This is a genomic window from Roseovarius sp. THAF27, assembly GCF_009363655.1.
Taxonomy (GTDB): Bacteria; Pseudomonadota; Alphaproteobacteria; order Rhodobacterales; family Rhodobacteraceae; genus Roseovarius.
Genome location: NZ_CP045393.1, coordinates 490,677 through 516,260, shown reverse-complemented (window position 1 = coordinate 516,260; position 25,584 = coordinate 490,677). Strand labels below are relative to the sequence as shown.

Below are 25,584 nucleotides of genomic sequence, written 5' to 3'. Positions count from 1 at the left end.
AAATGGCAGCTTGCCTTGGCTCTTGGTTCAACCCTGCCTGACGGATCACGCCGGACGGGGCACGCTCCAGCCTATATCCGCGATCCCGGCAAGGCGGCCGAAGCGGGTCAGCTCGCGGTCCAGTTTCGCCACTCGTTGCGCGGTCCATTTCACTCCCGGCTCCGGCCAGAACCCGGTTACCTGGATCCAGCCCGCAGCGCGGTCGGCCTTCAGCTCCAGCCGTCCGACAAAGCGGTCCCCTTCCAGCAGGGGATAGATGTAGTAGCCCCAGATGCGCTGATCCTTGGGCACGAACATCTCGTTGCGATAGGCAAAGCCGAACAAACGCTCCAGCCGCACCCGGTCGCGGATCGCCGGGTCGAACGGGTTGAGCAGCCGTAGGTGCGACGACAGCCCCTCCGCCGCTGCCAGACGCGTCTCGATATCTGCCACACCCCAGGCCGCCCGCCAGGTTCCGTCCGCGCCTTCGACCTCCAGCGGTACGAGGTCGCGACGCTCCGACCATGCCTTCGCCTCGCGCGCATCCATCGCGTCCCAGAACCGCTGCACCTCACCCACAGTGGCCATCCCCAGCCGATCCAGCGCGGCATCGCACAGCCAGTCGGCTGCCTTCTCCTCGCCCGGGCACTGGCGCAGGGCTGCGGGGAACACGCGCTCGCCAAGATCGTAGAATTTCACGAAGTTCTCACGGTGACTGGTTGCCAGCTCTCCCGCGTACCACATCTGTTCGAGCGCCTTTTTATGAGGCGGTCGCGCCCACATCTCGCGGCTTTCCGCCTTTGTGTCGAACGCATGGGTCGAAAGCGCTCCTTCCCGGGCGATGCGCTCGCGGATGCGCCGGATATCCTCTTGGGCCAACCCGGAGCGATACCAGTCCGCGCGCGACACCTTCGCCCCCAAGCGCCGGAACTGCCGCTGCCAGTAGGGAAGCACGTCCATCGGGATCAACGAGGCATCGTGCGTGAAATGCTCGAAAAGCTGCCGCCCCCTCAGAAACGGCCACAAGCTGCGCTCGCGGTAGTTCCGGTTCCGGCTCCACAAGATGTGATGATGCGCCCGTGTGACATTCCGGATCGTGTCGAGTTGCACGAATCCCAACTGCCGGATCGTCTTCATCACATCGACGGCGCCGGAGGGATTGTCGGCCAGCCCGTTGGCGTGAAGCCAAAGCCGGCGTGCGGCCCGACTCCCGATGCGCAGCGGCGCGCTCAAGGGCGGCTCATGTAGACCAGCGTATCGCTGAGGGCGCGGCCCTCCAGCTGCAGGACCGTGTTCATGAAAAGCCGTCCGATGGCGCAGGCCTCGGTCGTGCTGGCCTGGTCGAGGTTGATCATCGCCTGCATCAGATCACCGGCGCGGTCGGTCGCCATGATGCTGCGCGTCATGCTGGCCTGAAGTCGCTCTTCGACCCGACGTGCCGCGCCCTCGCTCAAGCGCACCGGCTGGCGCCGCGCACCAATGCGGGCCGCCTGTGCCTGGATGCGATAGTATTTTTCCAACGCGTCCGTATTCAGACGGGCGGCCACGCGCGACGTCAGTTCGGCAAACCGCGCCGGGCGCATGCGGTTGCTTACCGCCATACCGCACTGCCGGATTGTAAGTGTCTCCATGATCTTGCGTTCGACGGTATAATAGAACTTCAGGTCCCGGGTCGGCAGGTGGCCGAGCCCGCGTTCGATCAGAGGCCACATCAGGCCGTCCGAAACGCGCACGGCTGTCGGATCCTCGAACGCGGCAATGACCTGATCGGCGACGTATCCGGCGATGACCGGGTCGCGATACAGCAATTCGGCCTGCGCCACTGCCAGATCCAGGTTGTCGCCGCGAAATCCTAACAGGCGAAGGTCCTCGCGGATGGGCGCGATGTCGGGCAATTGACCCAACAGTCGGATGACCTCCTGACGTTCCGCCCGGGTGTCGCGGTCCTGGGCAAGGGCAACCCCGGTGCCTGCCAGGATCAGCCAGGCGAGAACTGCAACAAAACGCAAGAGACGTCTCCTATCCGTGGCGGCAGAGCAAACGCGGGGCGCGCTCCGCATCTGCGCAAGGCCAACCTAAGGATTCTCGAACGGTTTGAAAGCCCCTTCCCGACGGGCCCGCTCCGAAATGCCTTGCGGCACCTGTTTCTCGCAACGAGAATCGCCGGGAATTCAGCGTGTTTCCTTCGGACCTTACGCGCTGGATTCAACTTCACATACCTGCTAGGCACTTTCGCACCGAGCACATTTCCGGAGCGTCCCATGAGCGCCACAAGCCGTAAATCAGCGCCACTTCCCGACGACATCCGCGCTATGAAAGGTGGCACGCCGATCGTGTCGCTGACCGCCTATACCACGCCCATGGCGGAACTGATGGATCCACATTGCGATTTCGTGCTGGTCGGCGACAGCGTGGGCATGGTGCTGCATGGCCTGCCCAACACGCTGGGCGTCACGATGGAGATGATGATCCTGCACGGTCAGGCCGTGGCACGGGGTCTCAAGACCGCCATGCTGGTCGTCGACATGCCATTCGGGTCGTACGAGGAAAGCCCTGCTCAGGCCTTCCGAAACGCATCGCGCCTCATGGCCGAGACCGGCTGTGCGGCGGTCAAGCTCGAAGGCGGTGCTCATATCGCCGACACCATCGCCTTTCTGGTGGCGCGTGGCGTGCCGGTCATGGCGCATATCGGCCTTACGCCGCAATCCATCAACACGCTGGGCGGCTATCGGGTGCAAGGCCGCGACGAAGGCGCCGGAAAGGTTCTGAGAGACGCGCGTGCGATCGCCGAGGCGGGCGCATTTTCGGTCGTTCTCGAGAAACTGCCCGCCCCACTTTCGGACGAAATCACCCGCGAGATAGGCATACCCACGATCGGGATCGGTGCCTCGGCCGGGTGCGACGGGCAAATCCTCGTGCATTACGACATGCTGGGGCTCTTCACCGCGTTCAAGCCCAAATTCGTCAAGCGCTACGCGCATCTGGGCGAAGAGGCGGAACGGGCCATCGCCACCTACGCAGAAGAGGTCCGCGCCCGCGCCTTTCCGGGCGAGGAGCACGTTTATTCAAACAAGGCACCGAACACGTGACTGCGCCTATCCTGCGAAGCCTGCCTGACCTGCGGACGATGACCGCCCCCTGGCTGCGGGCCGGCGCGCGCATCGGCGTCGTGCCGACCATGGGCGCGCTTCACGACGGTCACCTGTCGCTTGTGGCGGCCGCAAAGCGCGACTGCGACCATGTGATCGTGACGATTTTCGTCAACCCAAAGCAGTTCAACAACCCCGAAGACCTGGCCAACTACCCCCGAACTGAGGATGACGATGCGCGAAAGCTCGCGCGTTTCGAGGTCGACGCATTGTGGGTGCCGGATGGCGACCAGATGTATCCCGGCGGTTTCGCCACGAACGTGTCGGTGTCCGGCCTGACCGATGTGATGGACGGGGCACACAGGCCCGGCCATTTCGACGGTGTGGCCACGGTGGTGACGAAACTCTTCACGCAGACACGGGCGACCGATGCCTATTTCGGTGAAAAGGATTTTCAGCAGTTACTCGTCGTGCGCCGACTTGCCGCCGATCTGGATCTCGGCGTCACCGTGCACGGGTGCCCCACGATCCGCGACATTGACGGGTTGGCGCTCAGTTCAAGGAACCTGCTTTTGTCCGATCGCGCGCGCACGATCGCGCCGCGACTGCACGAGGAAATGGAGGAGATCGCCAAAGGCCTCGCCCATGGCGAAGCTCTCGCCCCCCTACGGGAACGTGCCGTAGACCGCCTGCTCACGGCGGGTTTCACCAAGGTCGATTACCTTGACCTGCGGTCCCAAAGCGATCTGCGCAGTGTCACCGACACCGCGCAGCCTGCTCGCTTGTTCGCCGCCGCCTATCTCGCGGGGGTTCGGCTGATCGACAATATCGCCGTCTGAAGCTGATAGTGGCGTCAGAATTCGTTCGGGTTGCCCGACACGACGGTGCCCGTTCCGTCGGCGGTGTCACCGTTCATCCAGGTGACGGACTCTCCATCGATCGCGACGCCCCAGCAGTTTTCTTCTTCGCCGTAGTCAAAGCACATCTGATCGTCCTCAACGCGCCACGCGCCGGTGTAATCGGCACCCTTGATCGTGCCGTCCGTGTCGTAGAACTCTGTATAGGCAGAGCCGTCTGCCATGCTGCCCTGCACGGTGTTGCCTGAAATCGTTGACGTGATCTCGTCGCCAGACGCGAGTTCACCCGCCCAAAGCGGCGTCGCCGCGAACGCCGCTACGGCGGCACATAAGAAATGTCTCACAATCGTCCTCCTGATTTCGATATCCGATCAAGATGCGGCGATGCCCGGCCAGTTCAAGCCGACACGTGCAGGCCATCTTGGCCCAGGTCACGCGCCCCAGGTCGGCGCGGGGATCATGTGCCGTCGCCAGACAGCAGGCTGTGCAATGCCAATGCCATAACTTGCGCGCTTTGCACCATATCCTCGATATCGACGTATTCGTCCGGCTTGTGCGCGAGGTCGAGTATACCGGGCCCATAGGCGATGCAGTTGCTCAGCCGCCCGATCCGGTCGATATGCTTCTGGTCGTAGGTGCCGGGGCTGACCACATATTCGGCCTCGCGCCGGAATACCGTCTGCACCGCCTGTGCGACGGCCCCCACCACCGGCGCATCGCGCGCGGTCATCGTGGGCTCGACACTGTGGATGCCCTTGATCGTGTAATCGAAGCCGGCCCGTCCCGCGCGCACGCGCTCCAGCACGTCGCGTACTTCCCGTTCGACTTCGCCGATATCCTCCTCGATCAGGAAACGCCGGTCGATCACCATGCGGCAGCGATCGGGCACGCAGGGCGACGGCAACCCGGTATAGTCGGCCTCCTGCTCTCGTTCACCGCCGTGGATGGAGTTTATGTTGAGCGTCGACTGCTTGGCACCTTCGGGCACAACAGGCATGTCCGTGCGTTTCTCCGCCAGCGCCGGGAACAGGCTCGCTTCCATCTCCGCCAGCACGGCGCCCATGTGCCGGACAGCACAATCGCCCAGAAACGGCATCGAGCCATGCGCGATTTCGCCCATCGTCTCGATCTCGGCCCACCAGACGCCCCGGTGGCCAAGACAGATCCGGTCCTTGTTCAACGGCTCGGGAATGATGACATGCTGAACCCGGGAGGGGCTGAAATAGCCCCGCTCCGCGAGGTATGCGACGCCGCCGAAGCCGCCCGACTCCTCGTCCGCGGTGCCACTTATCTCGATCGCGCCCGCGTAGTCGGGACAGACAGCGATGAATGCTTCCGCCGCAACGATGCTGGCCGCGAGCCCGCCTTTCATGTCGCAGGCCCCGCGCCCGTAAACGCGCCCCTCCTTCACCTCGCCACCGAACGGGTCCATCGTCCAGCCATGGCCCACTTCGACCACATCGATATGGCTGTTGAAATGCACGCACTGGCCTGGCGCGCTGCCGTCGCGTCGCGCCACGAGGTTCCAGCGCGGATACCGATCGCTGTCGCCAACCGCGCCCTCGGCCCGTACCAGTTCGGTCTGAAACCCGGCCCTCAGAAGCCGTCGGTCCAGAAGGTCGCAGATTTCGCGGTACTTCGCGCCCGGCGGATTAAGCGTAGGAATGCGGATCAGGTCTTGCGTCAGGCCGATCAGGTCATCGCGCCGCGCGGCCACTTCAGCCAGGAGCTTTGCCGTCACACCCTCGGTCACGCCCACGCCCTGCTGACGTCATGTCCGATGGCGATACCTCCTGGATTGCCCGGCAAAATGCCGGCCTGTGTCAGGCGGCAAGCGATGACCCGGCACGACTGGTGCACGGTCCTGCCGAACCAGCACTCGCCGACGTGAAACCACTTTAACAAGGTCGGGAGGACCTTGATCCTGGTCGGACAGACGTGAAAATCCGAAAGCTCGGGCTCACCCCGACACGGTACCACCCGGTACATTTCGGCTATACCCGGCTGATCGCCGGCATCGGCGAGCGTCACACTGATCTGAGGCATCTGGTCGAACGGCCAAGCAACATCTGCATCTCGAAAGCCTAGCAATCCGCCCCGGACCTGACAACAGGCGGCGCATCGCGGTCGCCCAGAACCCTGTCGACCAGCGCGGGCAATGAAGCGAACTGGCTGAACCGGCCTGCCTGGGGCAGGTCGTCAACCGGGGTCTTGCGATACCCCTCGGTGAAAAGCGCGAAAGGCACGCCGGCCGTCCGGGACGTTTCCGCATCCACTTCGCTGTCCCCGACGAAGATGACCTCCTCTGAGCCGGTTTGACTGATGGCCCGCAGCAAGGGTGCCGGATCGGGCTTGCGCACCGACAAGGTATCACCGCCGACGATCACGCTGAAATACCGCGCCAGGTCCAGATGCGCCAGCACCGAAGCCGTCGGCCCCTCGGGCTTGTTGGTGCAAATGCCAAGCGCGACACCGGCACCATCCAGGGCGTCGAGGCACGCGGTCACGCCGGGATACGGCTGCGTCAGGTGGACCGCACCTTCGTAGACGTCAAGAAACTGCTGGAGGACCTGCGCCTGCAACGCGCTATCGTCGTCCAGGCCCCGTGCGGCAAGGCATCGCCTGACGAATGCTGCCGCGCCGTGGCCGACAAACCCCCGTGCCTCGGCCAGGGTGAAAGGTGCAATGCCGTGACCCGCCAGCACCCGGTTGGCGGCGGCGTGAATATCCGGCGCGCTGTCGATCAAGGTACCGTCCAGATCGAAGATAACAGCACGCGACCGGCGTCCGGATGTCGATCCCGCCTCAGGCATCATTCAGAACGAACTCACCAAACGCGCCTCCGGGCGTGCCGGGCCGCATTCGAACAAGACGAGAATCCGCCACCGCGGCCTGCCGGTGCCGCACCGCACGGCGATAGACCGGATCGCGCAGCATACCGACGAAAGCATCGACACTTGGATACTCCGCGATGAACGCGACGTCCCAGCCTTCGTCCTGTGGTCCGATCAGCATCATCTCGGGCTGTCCTGCCCATACGATCCGGCCGCCCAGATCGCGGAAAACCGGCGCACTTTCCCGTCCGTAGGCGGCATAAGCCTTCGCCCCGGTCGCGATGGTACCGTCGCTATAATCCGCCTCTTCACGCAGACGGATCAGGTTGAGCATTTGGACCGGGCCTTCGCGAGCCATGGCCCGAAACGCGGCAAAGCTTTCTTTCGTCGGATCAATGTAGTGCGACATCCGGCTCCCTCTCGTGCCGTCACTCTGCCGGGCGCGAACCGGAAAGGAAAGCGTTGCGGGCTCGTCGTCTGCAACCGAACATCCAACACTCGTTTACCAAGGGAGTTGTTCAATCATCCGCGGCACCGGGGTGATCCGGAATGCGGCCCTTGGCCGAACTTCATCTCGGTGTTGTAGCCCCAACGCACCCGCGATCCCCTTCGGTTGAGTCTGAACAGCCAAATCGGCCTGTGGTATCGCGTAGAAAACCACGTGCCGGGGGGGAACCACTCACGCCCTCCGCATCTCCTCGACCCAAAGCGGCACGACCTCGCTTGCCGGGCCCCGACGATGCTCCGCGAAATCGCGCGATGCAGTGGATACCTCGAGGTTCAGTTCCACCGTATGCGCACCCATCCGGCGCGCATGTTGGCCAAAGGCCGCCGCCGGATACACATTGCCCGATGTCCCGACTGCCGCAAAGATATCGGCATCGGCCAGCGCAGGGTCGATCCGCTCCATCCCGTAGGGTATCTCACCGAACCACACCACGTCCGGTCGGGTCGCCCTTTGCCCGCATTCGGGGCAGGTATCTTCGGGCTGCATGACCTTCGGCGCCGGCCAGCGGTGGCCGCAGGCATGGCACAGGGCGCGGTCGAGTTGCCCATGCATGTGCACCACGTTGCGGCTGCCCGCGGCCTCGTGCAGGCCATCCACGTTCTGCGTTATGATCAATACCTCGCCCGCATTTTCCGACTCGAGCCGCGCCAGCGCCTCATGCGCCGCGTTGGGACGCGCGGCAGCGGCCTGCGCACGCCGGGCGTTGTAGAATTCCTGCACCAGGCCCGGATTGCGCGCAAACCCCTCCGGCGTCGCCACATCCTCTATCCGGTGCTGCGCCCACAGCCCGTCCTGATCGCGAAACGTGCCAAGCCCGCTTTCGGCCGAAATGCCCGCGCCCGTCAGGATCACGAATTTGGACATCAGGGCGTTGCCTCCGGGTAAACTCATTCTTGGCTCAATTTACCTGCTAGCGATAGCTTTGAAACCCTCCGATTTTGATATCCAGCGACCAGTGTTGCGTGGCCGCGCGGCTTCGGCCCTCCGAGAGAGTTCGTACGAATTTTCTGCGCTGAGCACTGCTCAATGCGTTCAAATCGTGACCGCTGGAAGTTTCGTATTTCCTGAAAACACCCTTTGGCAGCTGGAAAAACAGCGGCGGTTTCCGATCATGTCCCTTGTCTGACACGGCCAGAGGGCGCAATCCGAAACGGACAGGAGATTTGCCATGCCGCTTACCTACCTCAAGACCGCCCCCGGCCAACCGCCCCAGACGATCGCCGACGTCACCGATACCGTTCAAATGATGCTGGCCCGTCTCAAGGCCGGCGGCGCGCAAACCGCGCTGGAATACGCGCGGCAACTGGATGGCTGGACCGGCGATATCGCGGTATCCTCGGACAGCATCGAAGCCGCGATTGCCCGCGTTCCGCAGGATTTGAAGGAGCATATTCGCTGGGCGCACGACAACATCTCTCGTTTTGCCGCGGCCCAACGCGCCACAGCCCAGGACATGGAGATCGAGCTGCGCCCCGGCCTGATCGCGGGTCAGCGCCAGATCCCGGTGCAGGCGGCCGGCTGCTATGTGCCGGGCGGGCGCTACACGCATATCGCCTCTGCGCTCATGTCCATCGCCACGGCGCGCGAGGCCGGCGTACCCGACATCACTGCCTGCTCTCCGCCGAACGGCGCGGCGGGTATTCCCGACGCAATGCTCTTCGCGATGCATCTCGCGGGTGCGACGCGCATCCTGTGCATCGGCGGGGTGCAGGGCGTCGCCGCGATGACCTTCGGCATGTTCGGCGCACCGGCGGCGGATATTCTTGTGGGTCCCGGAAATGCCTTCGTCGCCGAGGCCAAGCGGCAGCTGTTCGGCGCCATCGGCATCGACATGTTCGCGGGCCCCACCGACAGCCTCGTGCTGGCCGATCACACCGCCGATCCGGAGGTCGTTGCCGTCGACCTCGTCAGCCAGGCCGAGCACGGCCATAACAGTCCCGTCTGGCTGGCGACCACGGACCGCGCGCTTGCCGACACCATGCTTGCCCGCGTGCCCGACCTGATCGCTGAACTGCCGGAGCCCAACCGCCGCGCCGCGACACAGGCCTGGGCCGATCTGGCCGAAGTCGTGCTGTGCGACACGCCGGAAGACATGGCGCAATATGCCGACGCCAAGGCGCCCGAGCACCTGCAGGTCATGGCCGAACACCTCGACTGGTGGCGCTCCCGCCTCACGGCCTACGGTTCGCTTTTCCTTGGCGAGAACACCACCGTCAGCTTTGGCGACAAGGCCTCGGGCCCAAACCACGTGCTGCCCACGTCGGGTGCGGCCCGCTACACCGGCGGTCTATCGGTGCACAAGTTTCTCAAAACCGTGACCTGGCAGACCGTCTCGGACGACGCTGTTGCCGACCTCGCGCGCGCCACCGCCGCCATCAGTCGCGCCGAACGCATGGAGGGCCACGCCCTGGCCGCCGATATCCGGCTGGACAAATGCACCGGACCTGCCAAACTCACAGCGAATACCAAAGGATAAGACCCAGATGAACCTTGCAAAGTTTCCCCGCGTACGCCTCGCCCACCTTGCCACGCCGCTTGAACACATGCCGCGTCTCAGCGAGGCTCTGGGCGGCCCCGAGATCTGGATCAAGCGGGACGATTGCACGGGGCTGTCCACCGGCGGAAACAAGACCCGCAAGCTGGAATTCCTGATGGCCGAAGCACAGGAACAGGGCGCTGAAATGGTGATGACCCAGGGCGCGACCCAGTCGAACCACGCCCGCCAGACCGCGGCCGCAGCGGCCAAGCTGGGGCTCGCCTGCCACATCCTTCTCGAGGACCGGACCGGCTACAATTACGACAACTACAAGTATAACGGCAACGTCCTCCTGGATCACCTGCACGGCGCAACGATGGAACATCGCGGCCCCGATCTCGACATGAACGCCGAAATGGAAGCGGTGGCCGACAAGTTTCGCGAAGAGGGCAAAAAGGTCTACACCATCCCCGGGGGCGGCTCCAACGCCACCGGCGCGCTTGGATACGTCAACTGCGCCTTCGAGTTGCTGCACCAGTTCGTCACGATGGGCCTGAACGTCGACCACATCGTTCACGCAACAGGATCGGCGGGCACGCAGGCGGGCCTGATCACGGGCCTCAAGGCGATGAACGCGCAAATCCCGCTTTTGGGTATTGGCGTCCGTGCACCGAAACCCAAGCAGGAGGAAAACGTCTACAACCTCGCCGTCAAGACGGCCGAGAAGCTGGGCTGTCCCGGTGTCGTCGCGCGCGAGGACGTGGTCGCAAACACCGATTACGTCGGTCCCGGCTATGGCATCCCCGCCGAAGACACGCTGGAAGCCATCGACCTTTTCGCCCGGACCGAGGCGATCCTGCTTGACCCGGTCTATTCGGCCAAGGGCGCAGCAGGTCTCATCGACCTCTGCCGCAAGGGGCACTTCAAGAAAGGCGAGCGCATCGTCTTCCTTCACACCGGCGGAGCGATCGGCCTGACAGGCTACAGCCATTGCTTCGACGTGCCGAAATAGGCGCCTGATGAAGCCGGTCGGAATCCTGGGCGGTATGGGGCCGGAGGCCACCATCCTGCTCATGCAAAAGGTCCTTTCCGCAATCGCCGCGCAGGACGACGCCGACCATGTTCCCCTGATCGTACATCAGAACCCGCAGGTGCCGTCCCGGATCAAGGCGCTGATCGACGGCGACGGGCAGGACCCGATGCCAGTTCTGATGTCCATGGCGCAGGATCTAGAACGCGCTGGCGCCCAGGCGCTGGCCATGCCATGCAATACCGCTCACCACTACGCGGTGGCCGTTGCGAATGCCACCAGCCTGCCGTTCCTGGACATGATAGAGCTGACGGCTCGGCATCTTGACGAAACCGGCGCGGGAACCCTTGGCATGTTAGCCTCCCCCGCGACGCGCAAGGTGGGCGTATTCGACACGAAATTCGACGCGCATGACCTGAAGCCGCTCTGGGCCGATGACGAAGACGACCTTCTCGACATCATTCGCGCGGTCAAAGCCGGGAGCGATCTGACCACGCTCGCGCCCCACATGGGACGCATCGCGGCAGGCATGGCGGACAAAGGCGCCGATCACCTGCTCATCGCCTGCACCGAACTTTCCCTGATGAGCGAGAGCCTCCCGGACGCCATCCCTTATACCGACAGCCTGGACTGCCTGGTGAAGGCGGTCGTCGATTTCTCGACAAAGTGAGTCGCCGCAACCACGGCGCTCCAGAACTCAGAAATTGGTCTGTTGACAATCTCTACTTGTATATACATTGTATCCCAAATCGAACAATCGTTTCGCACAACAAACCACTCACGGAACTATCCAGAATGACAGACCTCACGCGCATAACGGGCATTGGCCCTGGCCTTGCCTCACAAATGATCGCCGCCGGGATACCGGATGCCGAAGCCCTGGCGAAAGCTCACCCCTCGGACATCGTGATCGTGCGCGGCGTCGGCGCCGCCACGGCCCCGGTTCTGATCGCACGTGCAAAACAGATCACGGCACCCACACCCGACCCCGCGTCGCAAACCGATCGCGACGCTGCGGTGGCACGCCCTGCGGCCAAGACCAATCCCGGCAAGAAGAAGCGCACCAGGTCCGCGGAAAGCAAGGGGAAGGACGACGCGAAAAAAGACTCTCCTTCGAAGGCGGAAAAGAAGGCCAAGAAAGCCGCGAAAAAGATAAAAGCCAAGGCGGAAAAGAAGGCCGACGAAACCGAAAAAGCGGCAAGGAAGGCGGCCGACAAAGCCGAGAAGAAATCCGGGAAAGCCAAATCAAAGGCAAAGAAGGCAGCCAAGAAGCTGAAGCTTCAAGCTAAGGAGATCAAGGCCAAGGCAGACAGGAAAGCCAAGAAGATCAAGAAAAAGGCCGCCAAGTCCATGGCCTGATCTTGCGCCGCGAACAAAACACGCTGCTCAAAGGCTGGTCGACCGATGCGGCTTGGGATGGCTCGAACGGACCGCCGGATGTACGATTTGGCTGATTGACTGCCAAGCACCGTTGCAAGCGGCCAGTTCGAAATATCTCGGCCGCTATTCAGATCGTTGCCATGTCCTGCGCCCGTTCATCGCCATTACCGATTGCGATAGAAGAATACCAGCTTCTCGGGCTGCCCGCTCGGCGGCGGAGGAAAGGGAGCCGCACTGCGTACCTGGGCTTCTGCAGCGCTGTCTATGCCCGCCGATCCGGAACTGTTGAGAATGCGCACCCAGGCCAGCGACCCGTTCGGATTGATCTGAAAATATACACGCGCGGAGCCTGTCGCCTGATTGTCTATCCGCGGCCTGCGATTGAGTTGCATCAGGACACGCCCGGCGTAATTGGTCGTACCGGCGTTGCCCTGTCCGCCCGATCCGCCGAAATCGCCCGGCGAAGCGCTGCCGACGCGGCCAAGCGCCGTCAGGTCTGTACCATCTCGCTTGTACGCGGTCAGAGGCGACTCGTAGGTCGGAGTTCGCCGCGCCTGTGCCTGGCGCTGTTCAGGCACACCCAGTTGCTCGGCGGTGGGCCGGGTGCTGGGCGGCCGCAGAGACCTGGTGACCGCCGAGGCTTCCAGGTTCGGCTCCTCCGCCGCGATCACGTTCTCAGGTGCCTCCGGCGTCGGAGCAAGCGCCGCCTCGTCGGTCTCCGGTGTGACCTCCTCGGGTCGCGGCGTCTCCTCGGCTTCGGCAGCGTCCTCGGCAGGTTCGGGCGCGCCCTGCTCGACGCCCTCGGGCGCTTGCGGCTCGGCGTCCGGCGCATCGGGCGCAATCATCGCGATGTCGGATGTGCTCTGATCCTCGCCGCTGTTCTCGGCAACGTCCTCGGACTCCTCTCCGGCGCCTTCGTCCGGGCTTCCGGTTTCGCCCTCGGGGCCGTCCGGGGCCGTCACCTCCTCGGGGTTGTCGGAGGCCACCATCGCATTGGATGTCTGCATCGTGTCCGGCTCGGTCACATCGCGCGGCTCGACCGCCTCGGTCGGCTCCGGCTCTGGTGGCTCCGGCAACGGTTCGGCGAGGTCCTCGAAGGCGCGTCCCGTGTCTGGCACCGGTTGCTCCTGCGGTGCAGATGTCGTGTCTTCGGAATCGTCAACAATGTCCTGCCAACCAACGCCGACGGCATGCAGGAACAGCGATACGAGGATGGCCACCACGGCCACGGGGATGGATCGTTTGATCATGCCACTATCGAGCCGGGCCCCGCGCATGGCACAGGCCGATTTGACCGTCGGCCTGGCCATTCAGGCACGTTTTGAAAGCAAGGCGTTTATCTGGCATGAACACGGCTCACCGATCCTCGGAGACGGGGCCATGCCCCACTGCGCCGGCAGATTACGCCAAGCCGCTCCGACACGAAACCACGGCCTACGCTATCGTGATCGACCGCCGGCCCGGGGCACCGCGTGGTCAGGCGCGGCTCTTTTCCAGTTCGTTGCGCAGTTCCTCGGCCTCGTGCCGTGCCTCGCGCAGCCCGTCCATCGTGGCCGACAGTTCCGCCTCGGTCTGGCTCAGCTGGTTGGTCAGTTCCGCCTCGCGCTGCTGAAGGTAGGTGATCGCCTGGTCGCGGGTTTCCTCGGCTTCGTGCAATTCCTGCGCCATGCGCTCCAACTCGCCAACGTCGGACCCTGACACCCGAATGAACCGATGCACCAACCAATTGGCGAACCATCCCATGCAGAACGCCACGAACAAAACGATCGCCGTGGCTATGATAAATTCAGTTCTGTTCATCCGTCCCGGTTTCCTGCTCGGCGTCGCCCCCCGCCGCATCGGTCTCGTTTAGCGCTTCTTCTTCCAGCGCTTCAAGCGTTGTTTGCTGTTCTTTGATCGGTTCCGGCCGGATGACCCGGAATTCGATCCGGCGATTGGCCTCGCGGCCCTCTTCGCTGTCGTTGCTGGCGATCGGATCACTTTCGCCGTATCCCTTGGCCCGTATGGCCGATGTCAGTACACGGCGCGACCGCAACTCGTTGAGAACCGACTGTGCCCGCGCCTGGCTCAGTTGCTGGTTCATCACCTCGCGTCCCTGGCTGTCGGTGTGGCCCTGGATCTCCATGCGGATTTCACCACAGGCCTTCAGGATATCGGCGATCCGGTCCATGATCTGCGCACCGTTGGAATCCACATCCGTCTCACCCGGCTCGAAGGTGATCTTGCTATCGGCCTGCACCTCGGCGATCTGCGCTTCGCACTCCTCCGGGGTGGGTTTGCTCGCCACCGGGTCCAGTTCCTCGCGGTAATTCACGTCTATGTCGAAATCCGCGGCTTCTCCCAGCTTGGCGGCGAACATCGCCGAAATCTCCGCGCTGGCGTCTTGCTGCCCGGTCAATCCCGTTACCGCGATGCTTTCCGGCCCCACGGTCACGGCCCCGTTCGACAGATACGCCAACGCTTCCAGTCCGGTCAGCACGCGCACCGTCCAGTCCGTCGGCAGGTTTTCAGCAACCCGCGCGGTTGTGCTGACCACGTCAGAGCTGAACTTTGCCTTGGCAAAGCTGTCGACCATTTCCCGCGCCTGCGCGCTTTCGACCCGGCCACGGATCTGAACCAGCCCTTCAGGCGACAGCGTGGCGACGAACTCCGGCGGCGCTTCCTCGGCGGCATCCTTGGGCTTTGGCAGCACCGCCTTCAATGCAAAGACGTCCGGCAGGCTGGTCTCCAGCCGTCCGATCACCGTGTCATACAGCTTTTCATCCGTGCCTTCGGCGGCCACCAGCGCGATATCGGCGTCCGAGAAGGTCACGCTGCCGCCACCCAACTCGCCCAGCGCTCCAATCGCCAGTTCCGCCGCGCGGCCCCATTGTGGCGACGGGACGCCCAGCGCAAGGGTGCACTGCGCCTTCTGCTGCAAGCCGGCCTGTCCTGCGGCGGCAAGGATACGGTCCTTTGCGGCTTCGGTATCGGCGGCGCAGGCGTCAAAGCTGCCCTCGCCATCCTCCAGCAGATAGCGCAGCGTGAAAGGCGTGATTACCGGCCGCGGCGCCGAGATGTCCAGAGACAGGCGCACACCTTCAGGCACTCGCCGGGCCAGCTGCGTTTCCAGGTTGCGCTTGTCCTCGTGACTGTCAGCCATGGTCACCACGCTCACTCTGCGGGCCTCGACCGAGATCTTGGTGCGCGGCATCTGCTTGAGGATGTCGACCGCGTATCCGATCGCGTCATCCCACGTCTCGGGATGCGGATAATCGGCCATCTCCAAAAGGTCGGTCACCTCCTTGCCGGGCGCATTCTTGGCCACGTCCTCGATCAGCTGCTCGCGGTCGGTCTCGGCCGGGATCAGACCGATCAATGACAGCCCGCTGTCATTACTCAGGATCTCGACCGAGAATCGCGGCGGCGCGATATCTGCACTGTCGGCCACCAGCATCTGGTCGATGATCCGGGCCGATTCCACTACGCTTCCCGCGATCGACAGTGCGCGAAAGCGCGTGGCCTCGGACGGTGCCGTACCGGCCAGGAATACCTGCAACCCGTCGGCATCTACTTCCGTCCATGTCATCCCGCGCTCGTCCAGCGTGTCGCGCACCGCGTTGCGCGAGCCTTCCTCGATCACTTGCACCGAGAATCGCGCCGCGAAAAGGCACAGGACGAAGGCCAGAAAGAAGGTACCAAGAATGGCGAAGATGGAGGAAAGGCGCATGAACCCAAGGCTCGCCGTTGTTTACCACCCGGCCTATTTATGCGCCACCGGCCCCGAGTGCAATCAGACGAACAGGGCTGCGGCGAAAAACGGCAGGGGCAGCAGGCCCGCATCGCGGTTCGACCGAAACAGCCGCAACAGCGTCGGATCGTCCTGCATGTCGAATTGCCGGAGCTGCCAGAACAGGTGCCATCCGAACGCCCAGGGGCCGATCAACGCCACCAGCACCGCGAGCGCCGAGCCGCCCACCGCCGCGCCGATCACCGCGATGGCCATCAGGCTGACCGCGCCGATCAGGAACCGCTGCAACCAGACCGGCGTGCGGTCGGCAAAGAGCCTAGCGGTGGATTTCACCCCGATCAGCGCATCGTCTTCCGCGTCCTGCTGCGCATAGACCGTGTCATAGAACAGCGTCCATGCAATCCCGGCCACGTACAGCACCACCGCCGGCCATTCCAGCCGCCCGCTATGCGCCGTCCACGCCAGCAACGCGCCCCAGTTGAACGCAAGACCAAGGAAGATCTGCGGCCACCACGTGAACCGCTTGGCAAAGGGATAGATGCACACCGGCGCCAGTGAGATGATCCCGAGGATGATCGCAGCCATGTTGAAAGTCAGCAGGATGCAGAACGCCACGAGAGCCTGCGCCACCAGCCAGGCCAGCGCCTGCGTCACGCTGACCTGCCCCGAGGGTATGGGCCGCGACGCGGTGCGCGACACGGACCCGTCGATATGCCGGTCGGTGATGTCGTTCCACGTGCAGCCCGCACCGCGCATCAAAAACGCCCCGATCCCGCAGCCCGCGAATATCCACAGGTCGTGCCATGTGGCCCGTCCGTCATGCAGCATCGACAACAGCAGCCCCCACCAGCACGGCAGCAAGAGCAGCCACGTCCCGATCGGCCGGTCGGCCCGGCTCAACCGCAGATAGGGTCGGCTCCAGCCCGGGGCCGACCGATCCACCCAGTTGCCCTTGACGGCATCGGCCACTTCGCCGGTCGCATCTGGCGTCTGGTTCGGTCCGGTCATATGTTGGCCTCATGTCGACTGCAAAGATCAGGCTTTATGTAGAGCACCCCCTCGGGGAAGGGCAAACGGTTCCTCTGGATCGCGATCAGGCGCATTATCTCTTCGGGGTGATGCGGCAGGGAACGGGTGACGCTGTACTTCTGTTCAATGGGCAGGATGGCGAATGGCGTGCGACAGTCGCACAGGCATCAAAGCGCGGCGGCGAGCTGCTGGTTGAGGAACACACCCGGCCCCAGAAGAACCCGCCCGACCTCTGGCTCCTGTTCGCGCCGATCAAGAAGGCGCGTACCGATTTCATCGTCGAGAAAGCCGCCGAGATGGGCGCGGCCCGCATCATCCCCGTGCAGACCGATTTCACCAATTCCGAACGCATCCGACAGGATCGCCTCCAGGCCCACGCCGTCGAGGCCGCCGAGCAATGCGGCGGCACCTATGTCCCCGACGTCACCGACCTGCAAAAGCTCGACCGCCTGCTCGCAGACTGGCCCGACAACCGCCACCTGATGTTCTGCGACGAGGCACTGGCCGGCGCAAACGAGGCCGTTCGACAAGACGGTCATGCAGGCCCCTGGGCCATCCTGATCGGCCCGGAGGGCGGCTTTTCAAACACCGAGCGCGCGCGCCTCCACGACCTGCCTTTCACTCATGCCGCGTCCCTCGGCCCCCGCATCCTGCGCGCCGACACCGCCGCCGTGGCCGCCATGACCGTGTGGCAACAGCGCTTCGGAGACTGGGCATGAGCTTCATCCGCCCCGACGCCGCCGCAAGTCTCAGCCGCTGGCGCGAGGTGCTGATCGGCGCGGGCGTCGTCGCCCTCGGCGCATGGTGGTCGGTCGGCTTCATCGGCATCCTCTCGTGGGTCGGCTACATCCTGTTGCCGGTCGGGGCCGCACTCACGTTCATCGGCCTGCAACGCGCCCGCTTCCGCCGCGCCACTGGCGGGCCCGGCATCGTCCAGGTGGATGAGGGCCGCGTCACCTATTTCGGCCCGCTCACGGGCGGCACCGTCGACCTGGCCGAGATGTCCCGCCTCACGCTCGAACATGCCACCAAGCCTGCCCACTGGGGCCTGCACCAGCCTGGCCAGCCCGCCCTGATGATCCCGACGACCGCCCAGGGCGCCGACACGCTCTTCGACGCCTTCACCACCCTGCCCGGCCTGCGCGTGCAAAAAATGCTCGCAGCACTCTCGTCACAAGATCGCGAAACCGTCACCGTCTGGTCCACATACACCAATCGGCTGCATTGACACCCCTGCCCATTCGGGCCAAGCCTCTCCCCCAAGTTCGCGCGCAATGCAGGAAAATTCTCTATGTCCATCCCCCAATCAGGCGGCGGCCCGATCGAGTCCGAGTCCCAACTGGCAGGCTATCTCGAAAGCGGCTGCAAACCGCTCGACACCTGGCGCATCGGCACCGAGCACGAGAAGTTCGGCTACTGCAAGGACACGCTCAAACCCATTCCCTATGAGGGCGACCGAAGCGTGCGTGCCGTGCTCGAAGGCCTGCGCGACAAGCATGGCTGGTCTCCTGTCATGGAAGGCGACAACCTGATCGGCCTGGAAAAAGACGGCGCTAACGTGTCGCTTGAACCCGGTGGACAGCTCGAACTCTCCGGCGCGCCGGTCGAGACCATCCACCACACCTGCGACGAGGTGAACGTGCACCTGGCCGAGGTTAAAGATGTCGCCGACAAGGTCGGTGTCGGCTTCATCGGCCTCGGCGCGGCGCCGATCTGGCGTCACGACGACATGCCGATGATGCCCAAGGGCCGCTACAAGCTCATGGATGCCTACATGCAAAAGGTCGGCACGATGGGCCAGACCATGATGCGCCGCACCTGCACCGTGCAGGTCAACCTCGATTTCGCATCCGAGGCCGACATGGTGCAGAAACTGCGCGTGGCCCTGGCGCTGCAACCCGTCGCCACCGCGCTGTTTGCCAACTCGCCCTTCCTCGACGGGCAGCCCAACGGTCACAAGTCCTGGCGCGCCCGCGTCTGGCGCGACCTCGACGCCGACCGCACCGGCATGCTGCCCTTCGTGTTCGAGGACGGCTTCGGCTTCGAGCACTATGCCCAGTACGCGCTCGATGTGCCGATGTATTTCGTCTATCGCGACGGGCAATATATCGACGCTCTGGGCCAGTCCTTCCGTGACTTCCTCAAGGGTGAACTGCCCGCCCTGCCGGGCGAAACGCCGACGCTTTCGGACTGGGCCGATCACTTGACCACGATCTTCCCCGAGGCGCGGATCAAGAAATTCATGGAAATGCGCGGCGCCGATGGCGGGCCGTGGCGGCGGCTCTGCGCCCTGCCCGCCTTCTGGGTGGGGCTAATGTATGACCAGTCCGCGCTCGACGCGGCATGGGACGTGGCCAAGGGCTGGGACGCCGAGACGCGCGACGCGCTGCGCGTGGCGGCCAGCGAACAGGCCCTCGATGCCAAGGTCGGCGACATCTCGATGCACGATCTCGCGCGCGAGGTTCTGTCGATCGCCGAAGCCGGCCTCAAGGCCCGCGCCCGCCCCGGCGCCGGCGGCATGGTCCCGGACGAGATCCACTTCCTCAACGCACTTCAGGAAAGCGTCGAGTCCGGCCGCGTGCCCGCCGACGAATTGCTCGACCGCTATCACGGCGCCTGGAACGGCGACCTCACCCGGATCTACGAAGAATTCAGCTACTGATGGGCGGACCCGCCCCGGGCTTGACCCGGGAGCCTGCCCCGGGCTGGACCCGGGGGTTCCCGCACAAACAGAAAAGGCCGCCCGGACCGGAGCGGCCTTTTGCTTTTTCAACTCCGGTCTCAGCTATCGGCAAGCACGTTCGACCTGTAAAGCATCAGCCGCAGCGTATTTACCGCGTGCGAGAACCCCAAGCCCAGGCACAGCACCGCCAGCCCCAATCCGACGAAGAACGCCATCATCGGGGCCTGCGCCAGCAGCGGGAATGCCGCCGCGATGAGAAACACGCCCCCCGCGCCGATGGCGCAAAATCCCGTCGCCACGGTCACGGCGACCAAGCGCGCCGCTGGCCCGGTCTCGGGGCACTCCCGCTGCATCGAACCGATCAGCACGATCATCCGTGTCAGGGCGACCAACGCCAACAGCGACAGTCCGATAAAGCTCAGCAAGTAAGTCAACATTGTCTCGTCTCCTTCAGATGGGGCGTGCATAGATATCGCGCCGAAAATTGCGGTAGAACATGCCGAACACGCCGCCCCAGAGCGGGGCAAAGATCAGGCCGAATCCAGCGAAAAGAGAGAACTCCTGAACCGCGCGCTCGCCGGCGGTCACCAATTGGTACAGCATGAAGGCAGCCGCCGGCACGCCGTAGCTGGCAAGGGCCAGCCCGGCGATGCGCCACGGTTCGGGCGGCCTGCGCCCGAGATACCACAGCAGCACCGGCACCCCGATCGCCAGGTAAATGGGCCCGCCGAACACAACCGCGAAGATCGGGATGCCCAAGGCCCAGAAACCTCCGGCGGCGACGGCCAGCGGTGCGGCCACCAGCGCGAAAAAGAACGCCACCGGATCGATCACGTAGGTTTCACGTATTTTTATAATTGCAGTTATTTCTGTCATCAGTGAAATCTCCTCTCAAATTTTTTACCCGGATTTGCCTTTCGGCAGGAACTTCGCCACCCGCGCCCCCAGTTTCACCGCGCTCAGCTGCACGGCCCGCGGCAGGCGCGCCACGTCTCGGTACCAGTCGTCGAACAGCTGCATAGTCTCCAGCGTCTCGCGGATGCGTCCGCGCACTTTCTTGGGCGTGCCGTCGGTTTCGGCCTCTTCCGCCACCGCCTTCAAAGCGGCAAGCGTCGGCGCGTACTCACGCTCCCGCCGCCCCTCGATCACCACATTCACCAAGTCGAACATGTCACGCACGGATGTAAAATGGTCGCGCCGATCCCCCAACTGGCGGCTGACCTTTACCAGTTTCCAGGCCTGCAACTCTTTCAGCCCGTTCGAAACGTTCGACCGTGCAAGGTTCAATGTTTCGCTGATGTCTTCGGCGGTCATCGGATCCGGCATCACGTGCAGCAACGCATGAATCTGCGCGACCGAGCGATTGACGCCCCACTTGGCGCCCATTTCACCCCAATGCAGAATGAAGTTCTGAGTGGCGGGCGAAAGTTGCATCTCGTGAATCCTGTAATTTCTGTAATAACAGAAATATCAGAAGGGAGCGTAAAGTCAAATCATTTCTCGCGGCAAATGTCCTGAAGTTCGGAATCTCGTGACAAGCCTGCGGGTGCCCCTGGCGTCACTTCTGGCCGATCTTCGGCTCCGTGCCGTCTCGCAGGCGGCGAATGTTCGCCGCGTGGCGCAAAAAGATGAAAAGGGTCAATACAATTCCAAGCACGAACAAATCGCGGTATCCCAGGAAAACCATCCAGACCGTCGACAACGCCGCCATGTAGATCGCGGCCATGCTCGAAATGCGCATCCCCACTGCCGCGACCAGCCAGGTCAAGCAACATGCGATCCCCACGGGCCAGGCCAGCCCCAGGAAGATGCCAAGGAACGTCGCCACCCCCTTGCCGCCCCGGAACGACAGCCAGATCGGATAACAATGCCCGGTGAACGCCGCCAGCCCGGCCAGTTGCGCCGCGTCTTCGCCCGCCAGGGCCCTCGCCAGCAGGACAGCCGCGGCCCCCTTGCCCCCGTCCAGCAACAAGGTGATCAACGCGCCCAGCTTGTTCCCCGTACGCAAGACATTCGTGGCGCCGATATTGCCCGAGCCGATGTTGCGCAGATTGCCAAGCCCCAAGACACGGGCCACGATCATTCCAAACGGGATGGACCCCAGCAGGTAGCCCACCGCCGCCCACAGGGCGAGAACCGCTAGACTGGATTGGATATCAGGCATTTACGTTCTCGAAAACCGCGTGTCCGGCAACATAGGTTGCAAGAACCTTACCTTGCAAGCGCTGCCCGTCAAACGGCGTATTTTTCGATTTCGATCGCAGCCTCCAGCGGTCCAGCACATAGGGCAGGTCCGGATCGAAGAGAACGAGGTCGGCGGGCGCCCCCTCGGCCAGCCGCCCGGCGTCGAGACCTAGGCGCTTCGCAGGATTCAGCGCCAGCGCCCGGAACAGTGTCGGCAGGTCCAGGTCTCCAGCATGGTAAAGCCTCAGCGCCGCCGTCAGCAGGGTTTCCAGAGCCACGGCTCCGCTGGCGGCTTCCTCGAAGGGTAGGCGCTTGGATTCCTCGTCCTGCGGGGTGTGCATGGAACTGATGATGTCGACGGTGCCGTCGCGGACCGCCTCGACCATCGCACGGCGGTCGTCCTCGGACCGCAGCGGCGGCTTGACCTTGAAGAAGGTGCGATAGTCGGCGACGTCCAGTTCATTCAGCGTCAGGTGGTGGATCGACGTCCCTGCCGTCACGTCCAGCCCCGCCGCGCGGGCCCGCTCCAGCACCGGCAGGCTTACGGCGCTGGTCACCTGGTCGATGTGATACCGCGCGCCCGTCGCCTCGACCAGCGCCATGTCCCGCTCCAACCCCATGCGTTCGGCCATCGTGCCCACGCCCGGCAGACCGCGCAACGACGCGAACTTGCCGGATGTCGCCGCCGCGCCCGCGCTCAGCACCGGATCCTGCACATGCCCCACGACCAGCGCCCCCAGGCTGCTGGCATAGGTCAGCGCCCGGCTCAGCACCTTGTTGTCGGCCACCACGTGATCGCAATCGGTAAAGGCCACGGCCCCGGCATCCATCAGGAACCCGATCTCGGTCATCTCGCGTCCTTCGCGACCCTTGGTCAGAGCCGCCATCGGCAACACGTTCACGGGCGCCGCCTCGTTGGCGCGACGGGCGACGAATTCCAGCGTCTCGGGGCTGTCGATCGCAGGAGCCGTGTCGGGCCGGGTGATCATCGTCGTCACGCCCCCCGCCGCTGCGGCGGCCCCGGCGCTGCGATAGCTTTCCTTGTGGCGTTCGCCGGGCTCGCACACCTTGACGCCCAGGTCCACTATGCCCGGCGCCAGGTACTTGGCCCTGCAGTCCACTCTTTGGCCGGCTGCGGGCGCGTCACCGCTGCCGCGAGCCTCGACCCGGCCCTTGTCGACAAGCAGCCAGCCTTCGGTGACCTCTCCCGCCTCCGGGTCGACCAGCCGGGCGTTCTCGAACACCACCGTCGTCATGCACTCTCCCTTTCCTGCACCTGTCGCATCAGTCGCATCACCTCCCCGGCCTCCGCGATCCGCTCGAAGCCGATATCGACGCGGTAGTGACCATTCTTGCGACGGCGCATCTCGTGATCGAACATGACCGATCCCGGTGTGCCATCCCGCAGTTCCAGCCGGGTCTGGCCCGTGATCGGATAGCTCTTCAAGCTCCGACCCAGAAACGGCAGGTCCCGCGCGATGAAGGCCCTGCTATCGGTCAGCGTGTACCAGGTATGTCGCCGCTTCCACGGCTCCCAGAAGATACCGCCGAACGCAATGCCCAGGCCGACCGAGAAATGGATCAGCCCGAACATCCAGAACGCCCCGCCGGCAGTCGCGGCAAGGATCATCCACAACAGCGCGAACCCCGCGAAGAACAGACCGAAAATCAACGTGACAATACTGGCCGGTGCGATGGTGACACCCGGATCGGGCCGCCCCTGCCACAGGACCTTCTCACCGGGGTTCAGAATACCGTCCCATTCATCGACGTCCGCCGTCATGCCATTGCTCCCGCAACCGCCGCATCGATCCGGGTTTTCACGGCGTCCCGGTCCGCCAGGTACTTGATCAGGTGCTTGTCGCCCTCGGTCGTCACGATCTGCACCGCCGATCCGAGAACGCGAAGCTGCGCGATCTCCCGCAGCCAGGCCTGCTTTCCGAGCGGCCCCAGCAAACGCCGGTCGGTCAAGTCCCAGCGGGCTTTCACCTCGTCCGAGGCCAGGTATCCGGCCCGCACCGCAATCGCGGCCAACCCGCCCACGGCACCTGTCCAGACATGCGGGTTGCCGATGGCCCACAGAACCACCATGCCCAGTGCCATGGCGCCCGCTGCCATCCATGCATGATCGCGCCAATAGGTTGTTCGGGCGGCGTGAAAGCTATCGACAACCCGCTCTCCGGGCTCCAGTTCCGCCTGCGGCACCATGACGGACACAGCGTCGCTCAAGAGGCTACCCACACCACGACGGCCGTCAGCACGAACAGGACCATCAGCGCGATCATCGCCACCCGGCCCGACATGGCTGCGTCCGACTTCTTCTTCGGCTCCGGCGCGTCAGGCTCCTCCGTCGCGGGCGCCACCTGCGCGCCCGCGCTCGGAAGCGGGTCGAACTGAACGGGCGCCTTTTCCTCGTTGAACGTCGCCACCAGCCGCAGCGGCGCGCGCGGGGTCAGGATCTGCGCCCGACCGTCGAACGCCCCCGACCCGATGACCAGCACCGTGCCTTTCAGGCCGTCCATCAGCACATGCGCATCTTCCAGATCGTGCGAGGACACGCCCATCCCCTGTTCCAGGTACTGGCTCAGGCCATACCCTTCCAGATCCTCGATTTGCATCATGTCGACGTAATGCGGATCCAGGCTCTCTGCTCCCAGCGCGTCCTTCAGGGGCCAGCTGCCATTGCGCCGGTTGAACGCTTCGGCCTCCGCGCGGGTCAGGTCCACGTCGAAAACGCGCACCACGCCGCTCTCGCTTTCGCGTATTTCGATCCGGTCGCTCATGCCATCACCTCCTTGGGCCTTGCCCGCAGGTTTCGCGCCAGCAGGTCCATCGCGGCCATCCGCACGGCTACGCCCATCTCGACCTGTTCCTGGATCACGCTGCGATTGATATCATCGGCGATCTCGCCGTCGATCTCCACGCCCCGGTTCATCGGGCCGGGATGCATGACAATGGCATCCGCCTTGGCATGGCCCAGCTTCTCGGCATCCAAACCGTAGCGATGGTAATATTCCCGCTCACTGGGGATGAAGCCGCCATCCATCCGCTCCCGTTGCAGGCGCAGCATCATCACCACGTCCACATCCTTCAGCCCTTCGCGCATGTCCTCGAACACCTCGACACCGAATTCGGCAATTCCCGCCGGCATCAGCGTGGGCGGCCCCACCAGCCGCACTCGGTTCTCCATCTTGCCCAGAAGGATGATATTTGACCGCGCCACACGGCTGTGCGCGATATCCCCGCAGATAGCGATGCTCAACCGATGCAGCCGGCCTTTCGCCCGCCGGATTGTCAGCGCGTCCAAGAGCGCCTGGGTGGGATGCTCGTGCCGCCCGTCACCCGCATTCAGAACGGCGCAATTCACTTTCTGCGCCAACAGTTCCACCGCCCCCGATTGCGGATGCCGCACCACCAGCAGATCGGGATGCATCGCGTTCAGCGTCATCGCCGTATCGATCAGCGTCTCGCCCTTCTTGATCGAGGACGCCTGCATCGCCATGTTCATCACATCCGCCCCCAGCCGCTTGCCCGCCAGCTCGAAACTGGCCTGCGTCCGGGTCGAGTTTTCAAAGAACATGTTGATCTGCGTCAGACCCGCCAGCGCATCGGCATGCTTCTGGTCGCGGCGATTGAGGTCCACGTACTGGTCCGACAAGTCAAGCAGGGAAGAGATATCCGACGGCGCCAGGGGTTCGATCCCCAGAAGATGCGCGTGTTGAAAAGCCATGCCACCGCTCCGTCGCCAATACCTGCGCGCTTATAGGAAAGCCCGGCGCGTGGGGCAAGCGTAGGGTGGGGTTCC

30 protein-coding genes are annotated in these 25,584 nt (G+C 64.0%); 10 read left to right on the top strand and 20 right to left on the bottom strand.

The window, feature by feature from the left end:
• Positions 1–45: 45 nt before the first annotated feature.
• Together FIU89_RS02635 and FIU89_RS02630 are read right to left on the bottom strand one after the other, a co-directional pair.
• Positions 46–1,212, bottom strand: coding sequence for a winged helix-turn-helix domain-containing protein (locus tag FIU89_RS02635; RefSeq protein ID WP_254701774.1), 1,167 nt, complete (start codon positions 1,210–1,212; stop codon positions 46–48).
• Positions 1,209–1,988 (bottom strand): hypothetical protein, encoded by a 780-nt coding sequence (locus FIU89_RS02630; RefSeq protein ID WP_152491175.1) that lies wholly within the window; start codon positions 1,986–1,988, stop codon positions 1,209–1,211. Before FIU89_RS02630 ends, FIU89_RS02635 begins: the two co-directional genes overlap by 4 nt.
• A gap of 252 nt (positions 1,989–2,240) precedes the next feature.
• On the opposite strand from FIU89_RS02630, the gene panB reads away from it, so the two are divergent.
• Both panB and panC read left to right on the top strand, forming a co-directional pair.
• Positions 2,241–3,068, top strand: a complete 828-nt coding sequence (gene panB / locus FIU89_RS02625) for a 3-methyl-2-oxobutanoate hydroxymethyltransferase (RefSeq protein ID WP_152491174.1) — start codon at positions 2,241–2,243, stop codon at positions 3,066–3,068.
• On the top strand, positions 3,065–3,907 hold the full coding sequence (gene panC, locus FIU89_RS02620) for a pantoate--beta-alanine ligase (RefSeq protein ID WP_152491173.1): 843 nt from the start codon (positions 3,065–3,067) through the stop codon (positions 3,905–3,907). Before panB ends, panC begins: the two co-directional genes overlap by 4 nt.
• Before the next feature lie 14 nt (positions 3,908–3,921).
• Here the strand turns inward: panC and FIU89_RS02615 are convergent, their stop codons facing one another.
• On the bottom strand, positions 3,922–4,269 hold the full coding sequence (locus tag FIU89_RS02615) for a hypothetical protein (protein WP_152491172.1): 348 nt from the start codon (positions 4,267–4,269) through the stop codon (positions 3,922–3,924).
• Between the two features lie 113 nt (positions 4,270–4,382).
• Positions 4,383–5,678 (bottom strand): acetylornithine deacetylase/succinyl-diaminopimelate desuccinylase family protein, encoded by a 1,296-nt coding sequence (locus tag FIU89_RS02610; RefSeq protein ID WP_254701773.1) that lies wholly within the window; start codon positions 5,676–5,678, stop codon positions 4,383–4,385.
• 185 nt (positions 5,679–5,863) lie between these two features.
• On the opposite strand from FIU89_RS02610, the gene FIU89_RS22165 reads away from it, so the two are divergent.
• Positions 5,864–6,013 carry a hypothetical protein gene (locus tag FIU89_RS22165; RefSeq protein WP_172978002.1) on the top strand — a complete coding sequence of 50 codons (150 nt, stop codon included), beginning with the start codon at positions 5,864–5,866 and terminating at the stop codon, positions 6,011–6,013.
• Here FIU89_RS22165 and gph read toward each other — a convergent pair.
• The 3 genes from gph to FIU89_RS02595 all read right to left on the bottom strand — a co-directional run bounded on the left by gph (position 6,010) and on the right by FIU89_RS02595 (position 8,131).
• Positions 6,010–6,672 carry a phosphoglycolate phosphatase gene (gene gph / locus FIU89_RS02605; RefSeq protein WP_368372982.1) on the bottom strand — a complete coding sequence of 221 codons (663 nt, stop codon included), beginning with the start codon at positions 6,670–6,672 and terminating at the stop codon, positions 6,010–6,012. The genes FIU89_RS22165 and gph overlap by 4 nt on opposite strands.
• A 58-nt stretch (positions 6,673–6,730) precedes the next feature.
• Positions 6,731–7,168, bottom strand: a complete 438-nt coding sequence (locus FIU89_RS02600) for a DUF1330 domain-containing protein (RefSeq protein WP_152491171.1) — start codon at positions 7,166–7,168, stop codon at positions 6,731–6,733.
• Between the two features lie 270 nt (positions 7,169–7,438).
• Entirely contained in the window at positions 7,439–8,131 is a 693-nt protein-coding gene (locus FIU89_RS02595) for an NAD-dependent deacylase (protein ID WP_152494374.1), read from the bottom strand.
• 304 nt (positions 8,132–8,435) lie between these two features.
• Here FIU89_RS02595 and hisD point away from each other — a divergent pair, with 304 nt between their 5' ends.
• From hisD to FIU89_RS02575, 4 genes are all read left to right on the top strand, one after another.
• The gene (hisD, locus tag FIU89_RS02590; protein WP_152491170.1) at positions 8,436–9,743 is read left to right on the top strand and encodes a histidinol dehydrogenase; all 1,308 of its coding nucleotides are present in this window, start codon (positions 8,436–8,438) and stop codon (positions 9,741–9,743) included.
• A 7-nt stretch (positions 9,744–9,750) separates the two neighbouring features.
• Positions 9,751–10,755: a D-cysteine desulfhydrase gene (locus tag FIU89_RS02585; RefSeq protein WP_152491169.1), complete on the top strand. Its 1,005-nt coding sequence runs from the start codon at positions 9,751–9,753 to the stop codon at positions 10,753–10,755.
• Positions 10,756–10,762: 7 nt separating this feature from the next.
• On the top strand, positions 10,763–11,443 hold the full coding sequence (locus FIU89_RS02580; protein WP_172978001.1) for an aspartate/glutamate racemase family protein: 681 nt from the start codon (positions 10,763–10,765) through the stop codon (positions 11,441–11,443).
• Positions 11,444–11,568: 125 nt separating this feature from the next.
• The gene (locus FIU89_RS02575) at positions 11,569–12,132 is read left to right on the top strand and encodes a helix-hairpin-helix domain-containing protein (protein ID WP_152491167.1); all 564 of its coding nucleotides are present in this window, start codon (positions 11,569–11,571) and stop codon (positions 12,130–12,132) included.
• Between the two features lie 185 nt (positions 12,133–12,317).
• On the opposite strand, the gene FIU89_RS02570 is transcribed toward FIU89_RS02575, so the two are convergent.
• The 4 genes from FIU89_RS02570 to ubiA form a co-directional block, all read right to left on the bottom strand.
• On the bottom strand, positions 12,318–13,403 hold the full coding sequence (locus tag FIU89_RS02570; RefSeq protein ID WP_172978000.1) for a TonB family protein: 1,086 nt from the start codon (positions 13,401–13,403) through the stop codon (positions 12,318–12,320).
• A 226-nt stretch (positions 13,404–13,629) separates the two neighbouring features.
• Positions 13,630–13,953 (bottom strand): hypothetical protein, encoded by a 324-nt coding sequence (locus FIU89_RS02565; RefSeq protein ID WP_152491165.1) that lies wholly within the window; start codon positions 13,951–13,953, stop codon positions 13,630–13,632.
• Positions 13,940–15,862, bottom strand: a complete 1,923-nt coding sequence (locus tag FIU89_RS02560; protein ID WP_152491164.1) for an OmpA family protein — start codon at positions 15,860–15,862, stop codon at positions 13,940–13,942. The genes FIU89_RS02565 and FIU89_RS02560 overlap by 14 nt, the downstream gene beginning before the upstream one ends.
• Before the next feature lie 63 nt (positions 15,863–15,925).
• Complete coding sequence (gene ubiA, locus FIU89_RS02555; protein WP_152491163.1) at positions 15,926–16,891, bottom strand: 4-hydroxybenzoate octaprenyltransferase; 966 nt, start codon at positions 16,889–16,891, stop codon at positions 15,926–15,928.
• Between the two features lie 11 nt (positions 16,892–16,902).
• Between ubiA and FIU89_RS02550 the strand changes: the two genes are divergently transcribed.
• The 3 genes from FIU89_RS02550 (at position 16,903) to FIU89_RS02540 (ending at position 19,574) form a co-directional block, all read left to right on the top strand.
• On the top strand, positions 16,903–17,631 hold the full coding sequence (locus FIU89_RS02550) for a 16S rRNA (uracil(1498)-N(3))-methyltransferase (RefSeq protein ID WP_152491162.1): 729 nt from the start codon (positions 16,903–16,905) through the stop codon (positions 17,629–17,631).
• Positions 17,628–18,140 carry a hypothetical protein gene (locus tag FIU89_RS02545; protein ID WP_152491161.1) on the top strand — a complete coding sequence of 171 codons (513 nt, stop codon included), beginning with the start codon at positions 17,628–17,630 and terminating at the stop codon, positions 18,138–18,140. The genes FIU89_RS02550 and FIU89_RS02545 overlap by 4 nt, the downstream gene beginning before the upstream one ends.
• Before the next feature lie 63 nt (positions 18,141–18,203).
• Positions 18,204–19,574, top strand: a complete 1,371-nt coding sequence (locus tag FIU89_RS02540; protein ID WP_152491160.1) for a glutamate--cysteine ligase — start codon at positions 18,204–18,206, stop codon at positions 19,572–19,574.
• A 119-nt stretch (positions 19,575–19,693) separates the two neighbouring features.
• On the opposite strand, the gene FIU89_RS02535 is transcribed toward FIU89_RS02540, so the two are convergent.
• The 9 genes from FIU89_RS02535 to FIU89_RS02495 all read right to left on the bottom strand — a co-directional run bounded on the left by FIU89_RS02535 (position 19,694) and on the right by FIU89_RS02495 (position 25,509).
• Positions 19,694–20,032, bottom strand: coding sequence for a hypothetical protein (locus FIU89_RS02535; RefSeq protein ID WP_152491159.1), 339 nt, complete (start codon positions 20,030–20,032; stop codon positions 19,694–19,696).
• Between the two features lie 13 nt (positions 20,033–20,045).
• Positions 20,046–20,471: a hypothetical protein gene (locus tag FIU89_RS02530; protein WP_152491158.1), complete on the bottom strand. Its 426-nt coding sequence runs from the start codon at positions 20,469–20,471 to the stop codon at positions 20,046–20,048.
• Between the two features lie 24 nt (positions 20,472–20,495).
• Complete coding sequence (locus tag FIU89_RS02525; RefSeq protein ID WP_152491157.1) at positions 20,496–21,029, bottom strand: GbsR/MarR family transcriptional regulator; 534 nt, start codon at positions 21,027–21,029, stop codon at positions 20,496–20,498.
• A gap of 124 nt (positions 21,030–21,153) precedes the next feature.
• Positions 21,154–21,759, bottom strand: a complete 606-nt coding sequence (plsY, locus tag FIU89_RS02520) for a glycerol-3-phosphate 1-O-acyltransferase PlsY (RefSeq protein WP_152491156.1) — start codon at positions 21,757–21,759, stop codon at positions 21,154–21,156.
• Entirely contained in the window at positions 21,752–23,035 is a 1,284-nt protein-coding gene (pyrC, locus tag FIU89_RS02515; RefSeq protein ID WP_152491155.1) for a dihydroorotase, read from the bottom strand. The genes plsY and pyrC overlap by 8 nt, the downstream gene beginning before the upstream one ends.
• Positions 23,032–23,562 carry an aspartate carbamoyltransferase catalytic subunit gene (locus tag FIU89_RS02510; RefSeq protein WP_152491154.1) on the bottom strand — a complete coding sequence of 177 codons (531 nt, stop codon included), beginning with the start codon at positions 23,560–23,562 and terminating at the stop codon, positions 23,032–23,034. Before FIU89_RS02510 ends, pyrC begins: the two co-directional genes overlap by 4 nt.
• On the bottom strand, positions 23,559–24,008 hold the full coding sequence (locus FIU89_RS02505; protein WP_368372983.1) for a hypothetical protein: 450 nt from the start codon (positions 24,006–24,008) through the stop codon (positions 23,559–23,561). The genes FIU89_RS02510 and FIU89_RS02505 overlap by 4 nt, the downstream gene beginning before the upstream one ends.
• Positions 24,005–24,562, bottom strand: coding sequence for a hypothetical protein (locus FIU89_RS02500; RefSeq protein ID WP_152491153.1), 558 nt, complete (start codon positions 24,560–24,562; stop codon positions 24,005–24,007). The genes FIU89_RS02505 and FIU89_RS02500 overlap by 4 nt, the downstream gene beginning before the upstream one ends.
• A complete protein-coding gene (locus tag FIU89_RS02495; RefSeq protein ID WP_152491152.1) occupies positions 24,559–25,509 on the bottom strand; it encodes an aspartate carbamoyltransferase catalytic subunit in 951 nt (316 codons plus the stop codon). Before FIU89_RS02495 ends, FIU89_RS02500 begins: the two co-directional genes overlap by 4 nt.
• Positions 25,510–25,584 lie beyond the last annotated feature (75 nt).

Coding starts and splice junctions, on each gene's coding strand:
- FIU89_RS02550 (WP_152491162.1), top strand. CDS start 16,903: ATGTCGACTGCAAAGATCAGGCTTTATGTAGAGCACCCCCTCGGGGAA.
- ubiA (WP_152491163.1), bottom strand. CDS start 16,891: ATGACCGGACCGAACCAGACGCCAGATGCGACCGGCGAAGTGGCCGAT.
- FIU89_RS02500 (WP_152491153.1), bottom strand. CDS start 24,562: ATGAGCGACCGGATCGAAATACGCGAAAGCGAGAGCGGCGTGGTGCGC.
- FIU89_RS02525 (WP_152491157.1), bottom strand. CDS start 21,029: ATGCAACTTTCGCCCGCCACTCAGAACTTCATTCTGCATTGGGGTGAA.
- pyrC (WP_152491155.1), bottom strand. CDS start 23,035: ATGACGACGGTGGTGTTCGAGAACGCCCGGCTGGTCGACCCGGAGGCG.
- FIU89_RS02580 (WP_172978001.1), top strand. CDS start 10,763: ATGAAGCCGGTCGGAATCCTGGGCGGTATGGGGCCGGAGGCCACCATC.
- FIU89_RS02530 (WP_152491158.1), bottom strand. CDS start 20,471: ATGACAGAAATAACTGCAATTATAAAAATACGTGAAACCTACGTGATC.
- FIU89_RS02540 (WP_152491160.1), top strand. CDS start 18,204: ATGTCCATCCCCCAATCAGGCGGCGGCCCGATCGAGTCCGAGTCCCAA.
- plsY (WP_152491156.1), bottom strand. CDS start 21,759: ATGCCTGATATCCAATCCAGTCTAGCGGTTCTCGCCCTGTGGGCGGCG.
- FIU89_RS02585 (WP_152491169.1), top strand. CDS start 9,751: ATGAACCTTGCAAAGTTTCCCCGCGTACGCCTCGCCCACCTTGCCACG.
- FIU89_RS02560 (WP_152491164.1), bottom strand. CDS start 15,862: ATGCGCCTTTCCTCCATCTTCGCCATTCTTGGTACCTTCTTTCTGGCC.
- FIU89_RS02565 (WP_152491165.1), bottom strand. CDS start 13,953: ATGAACAGAACTGAATTTATCATAGCCACGGCGATCGTTTTGTTCGTG.
- FIU89_RS02510 (WP_152491154.1), bottom strand. CDS start 23,562: ATGACGGCGGACGTCGATGAATGGGACGGTATTCTGAACCCCGGTGAG.
- FIU89_RS02575 (WP_152491167.1), top strand. CDS start 11,569: ATGACAGACCTCACGCGCATAACGGGCATTGGCCCTGGCCTTGCCTCA.
- FIU89_RS02545 (WP_152491161.1), top strand. CDS start 17,628: ATGAGCTTCATCCGCCCCGACGCCGCCGCAAGTCTCAGCCGCTGGCGC.
- FIU89_RS02595 (WP_152494374.1), bottom strand. CDS start 8,131: ATGTCCAAATTCGTGATCCTGACGGGCGCGGGCATTTCGGCCGAAAGC.
- panB (WP_152491174.1), top strand. CDS start 2,241: ATGAGCGCCACAAGCCGTAAATCAGCGCCACTTCCCGACGACATCCGC.
- FIU89_RS02535 (WP_152491159.1), bottom strand. CDS start 20,032: ATGTTGACTTACTTGCTGAGCTTTATCGGACTGTCGCTGTTGGCGTTG.
- hisD (WP_152491170.1), top strand. CDS start 8,436: ATGCCGCTTACCTACCTCAAGACCGCCCCCGGCCAACCGCCCCAGACG.
- FIU89_RS02495 (WP_152491152.1), bottom strand. CDS start 25,509: ATGGCTTTTCAACACGCGCATCTTCTGGGGATCGAACCCCTGGCGCCG.
- FIU89_RS02600 (WP_152491171.1), bottom strand. CDS start 7,168: ATGTCGCACTACATTGATCCGACGAAAGAAAGCTTTGCCGCGTTTCGG.
- FIU89_RS02570 (WP_172978000.1), bottom strand. CDS start 13,403: ATGATCAAACGATCCATCCCCGTGGCCGTGGTGGCCATCCTCGTATCG.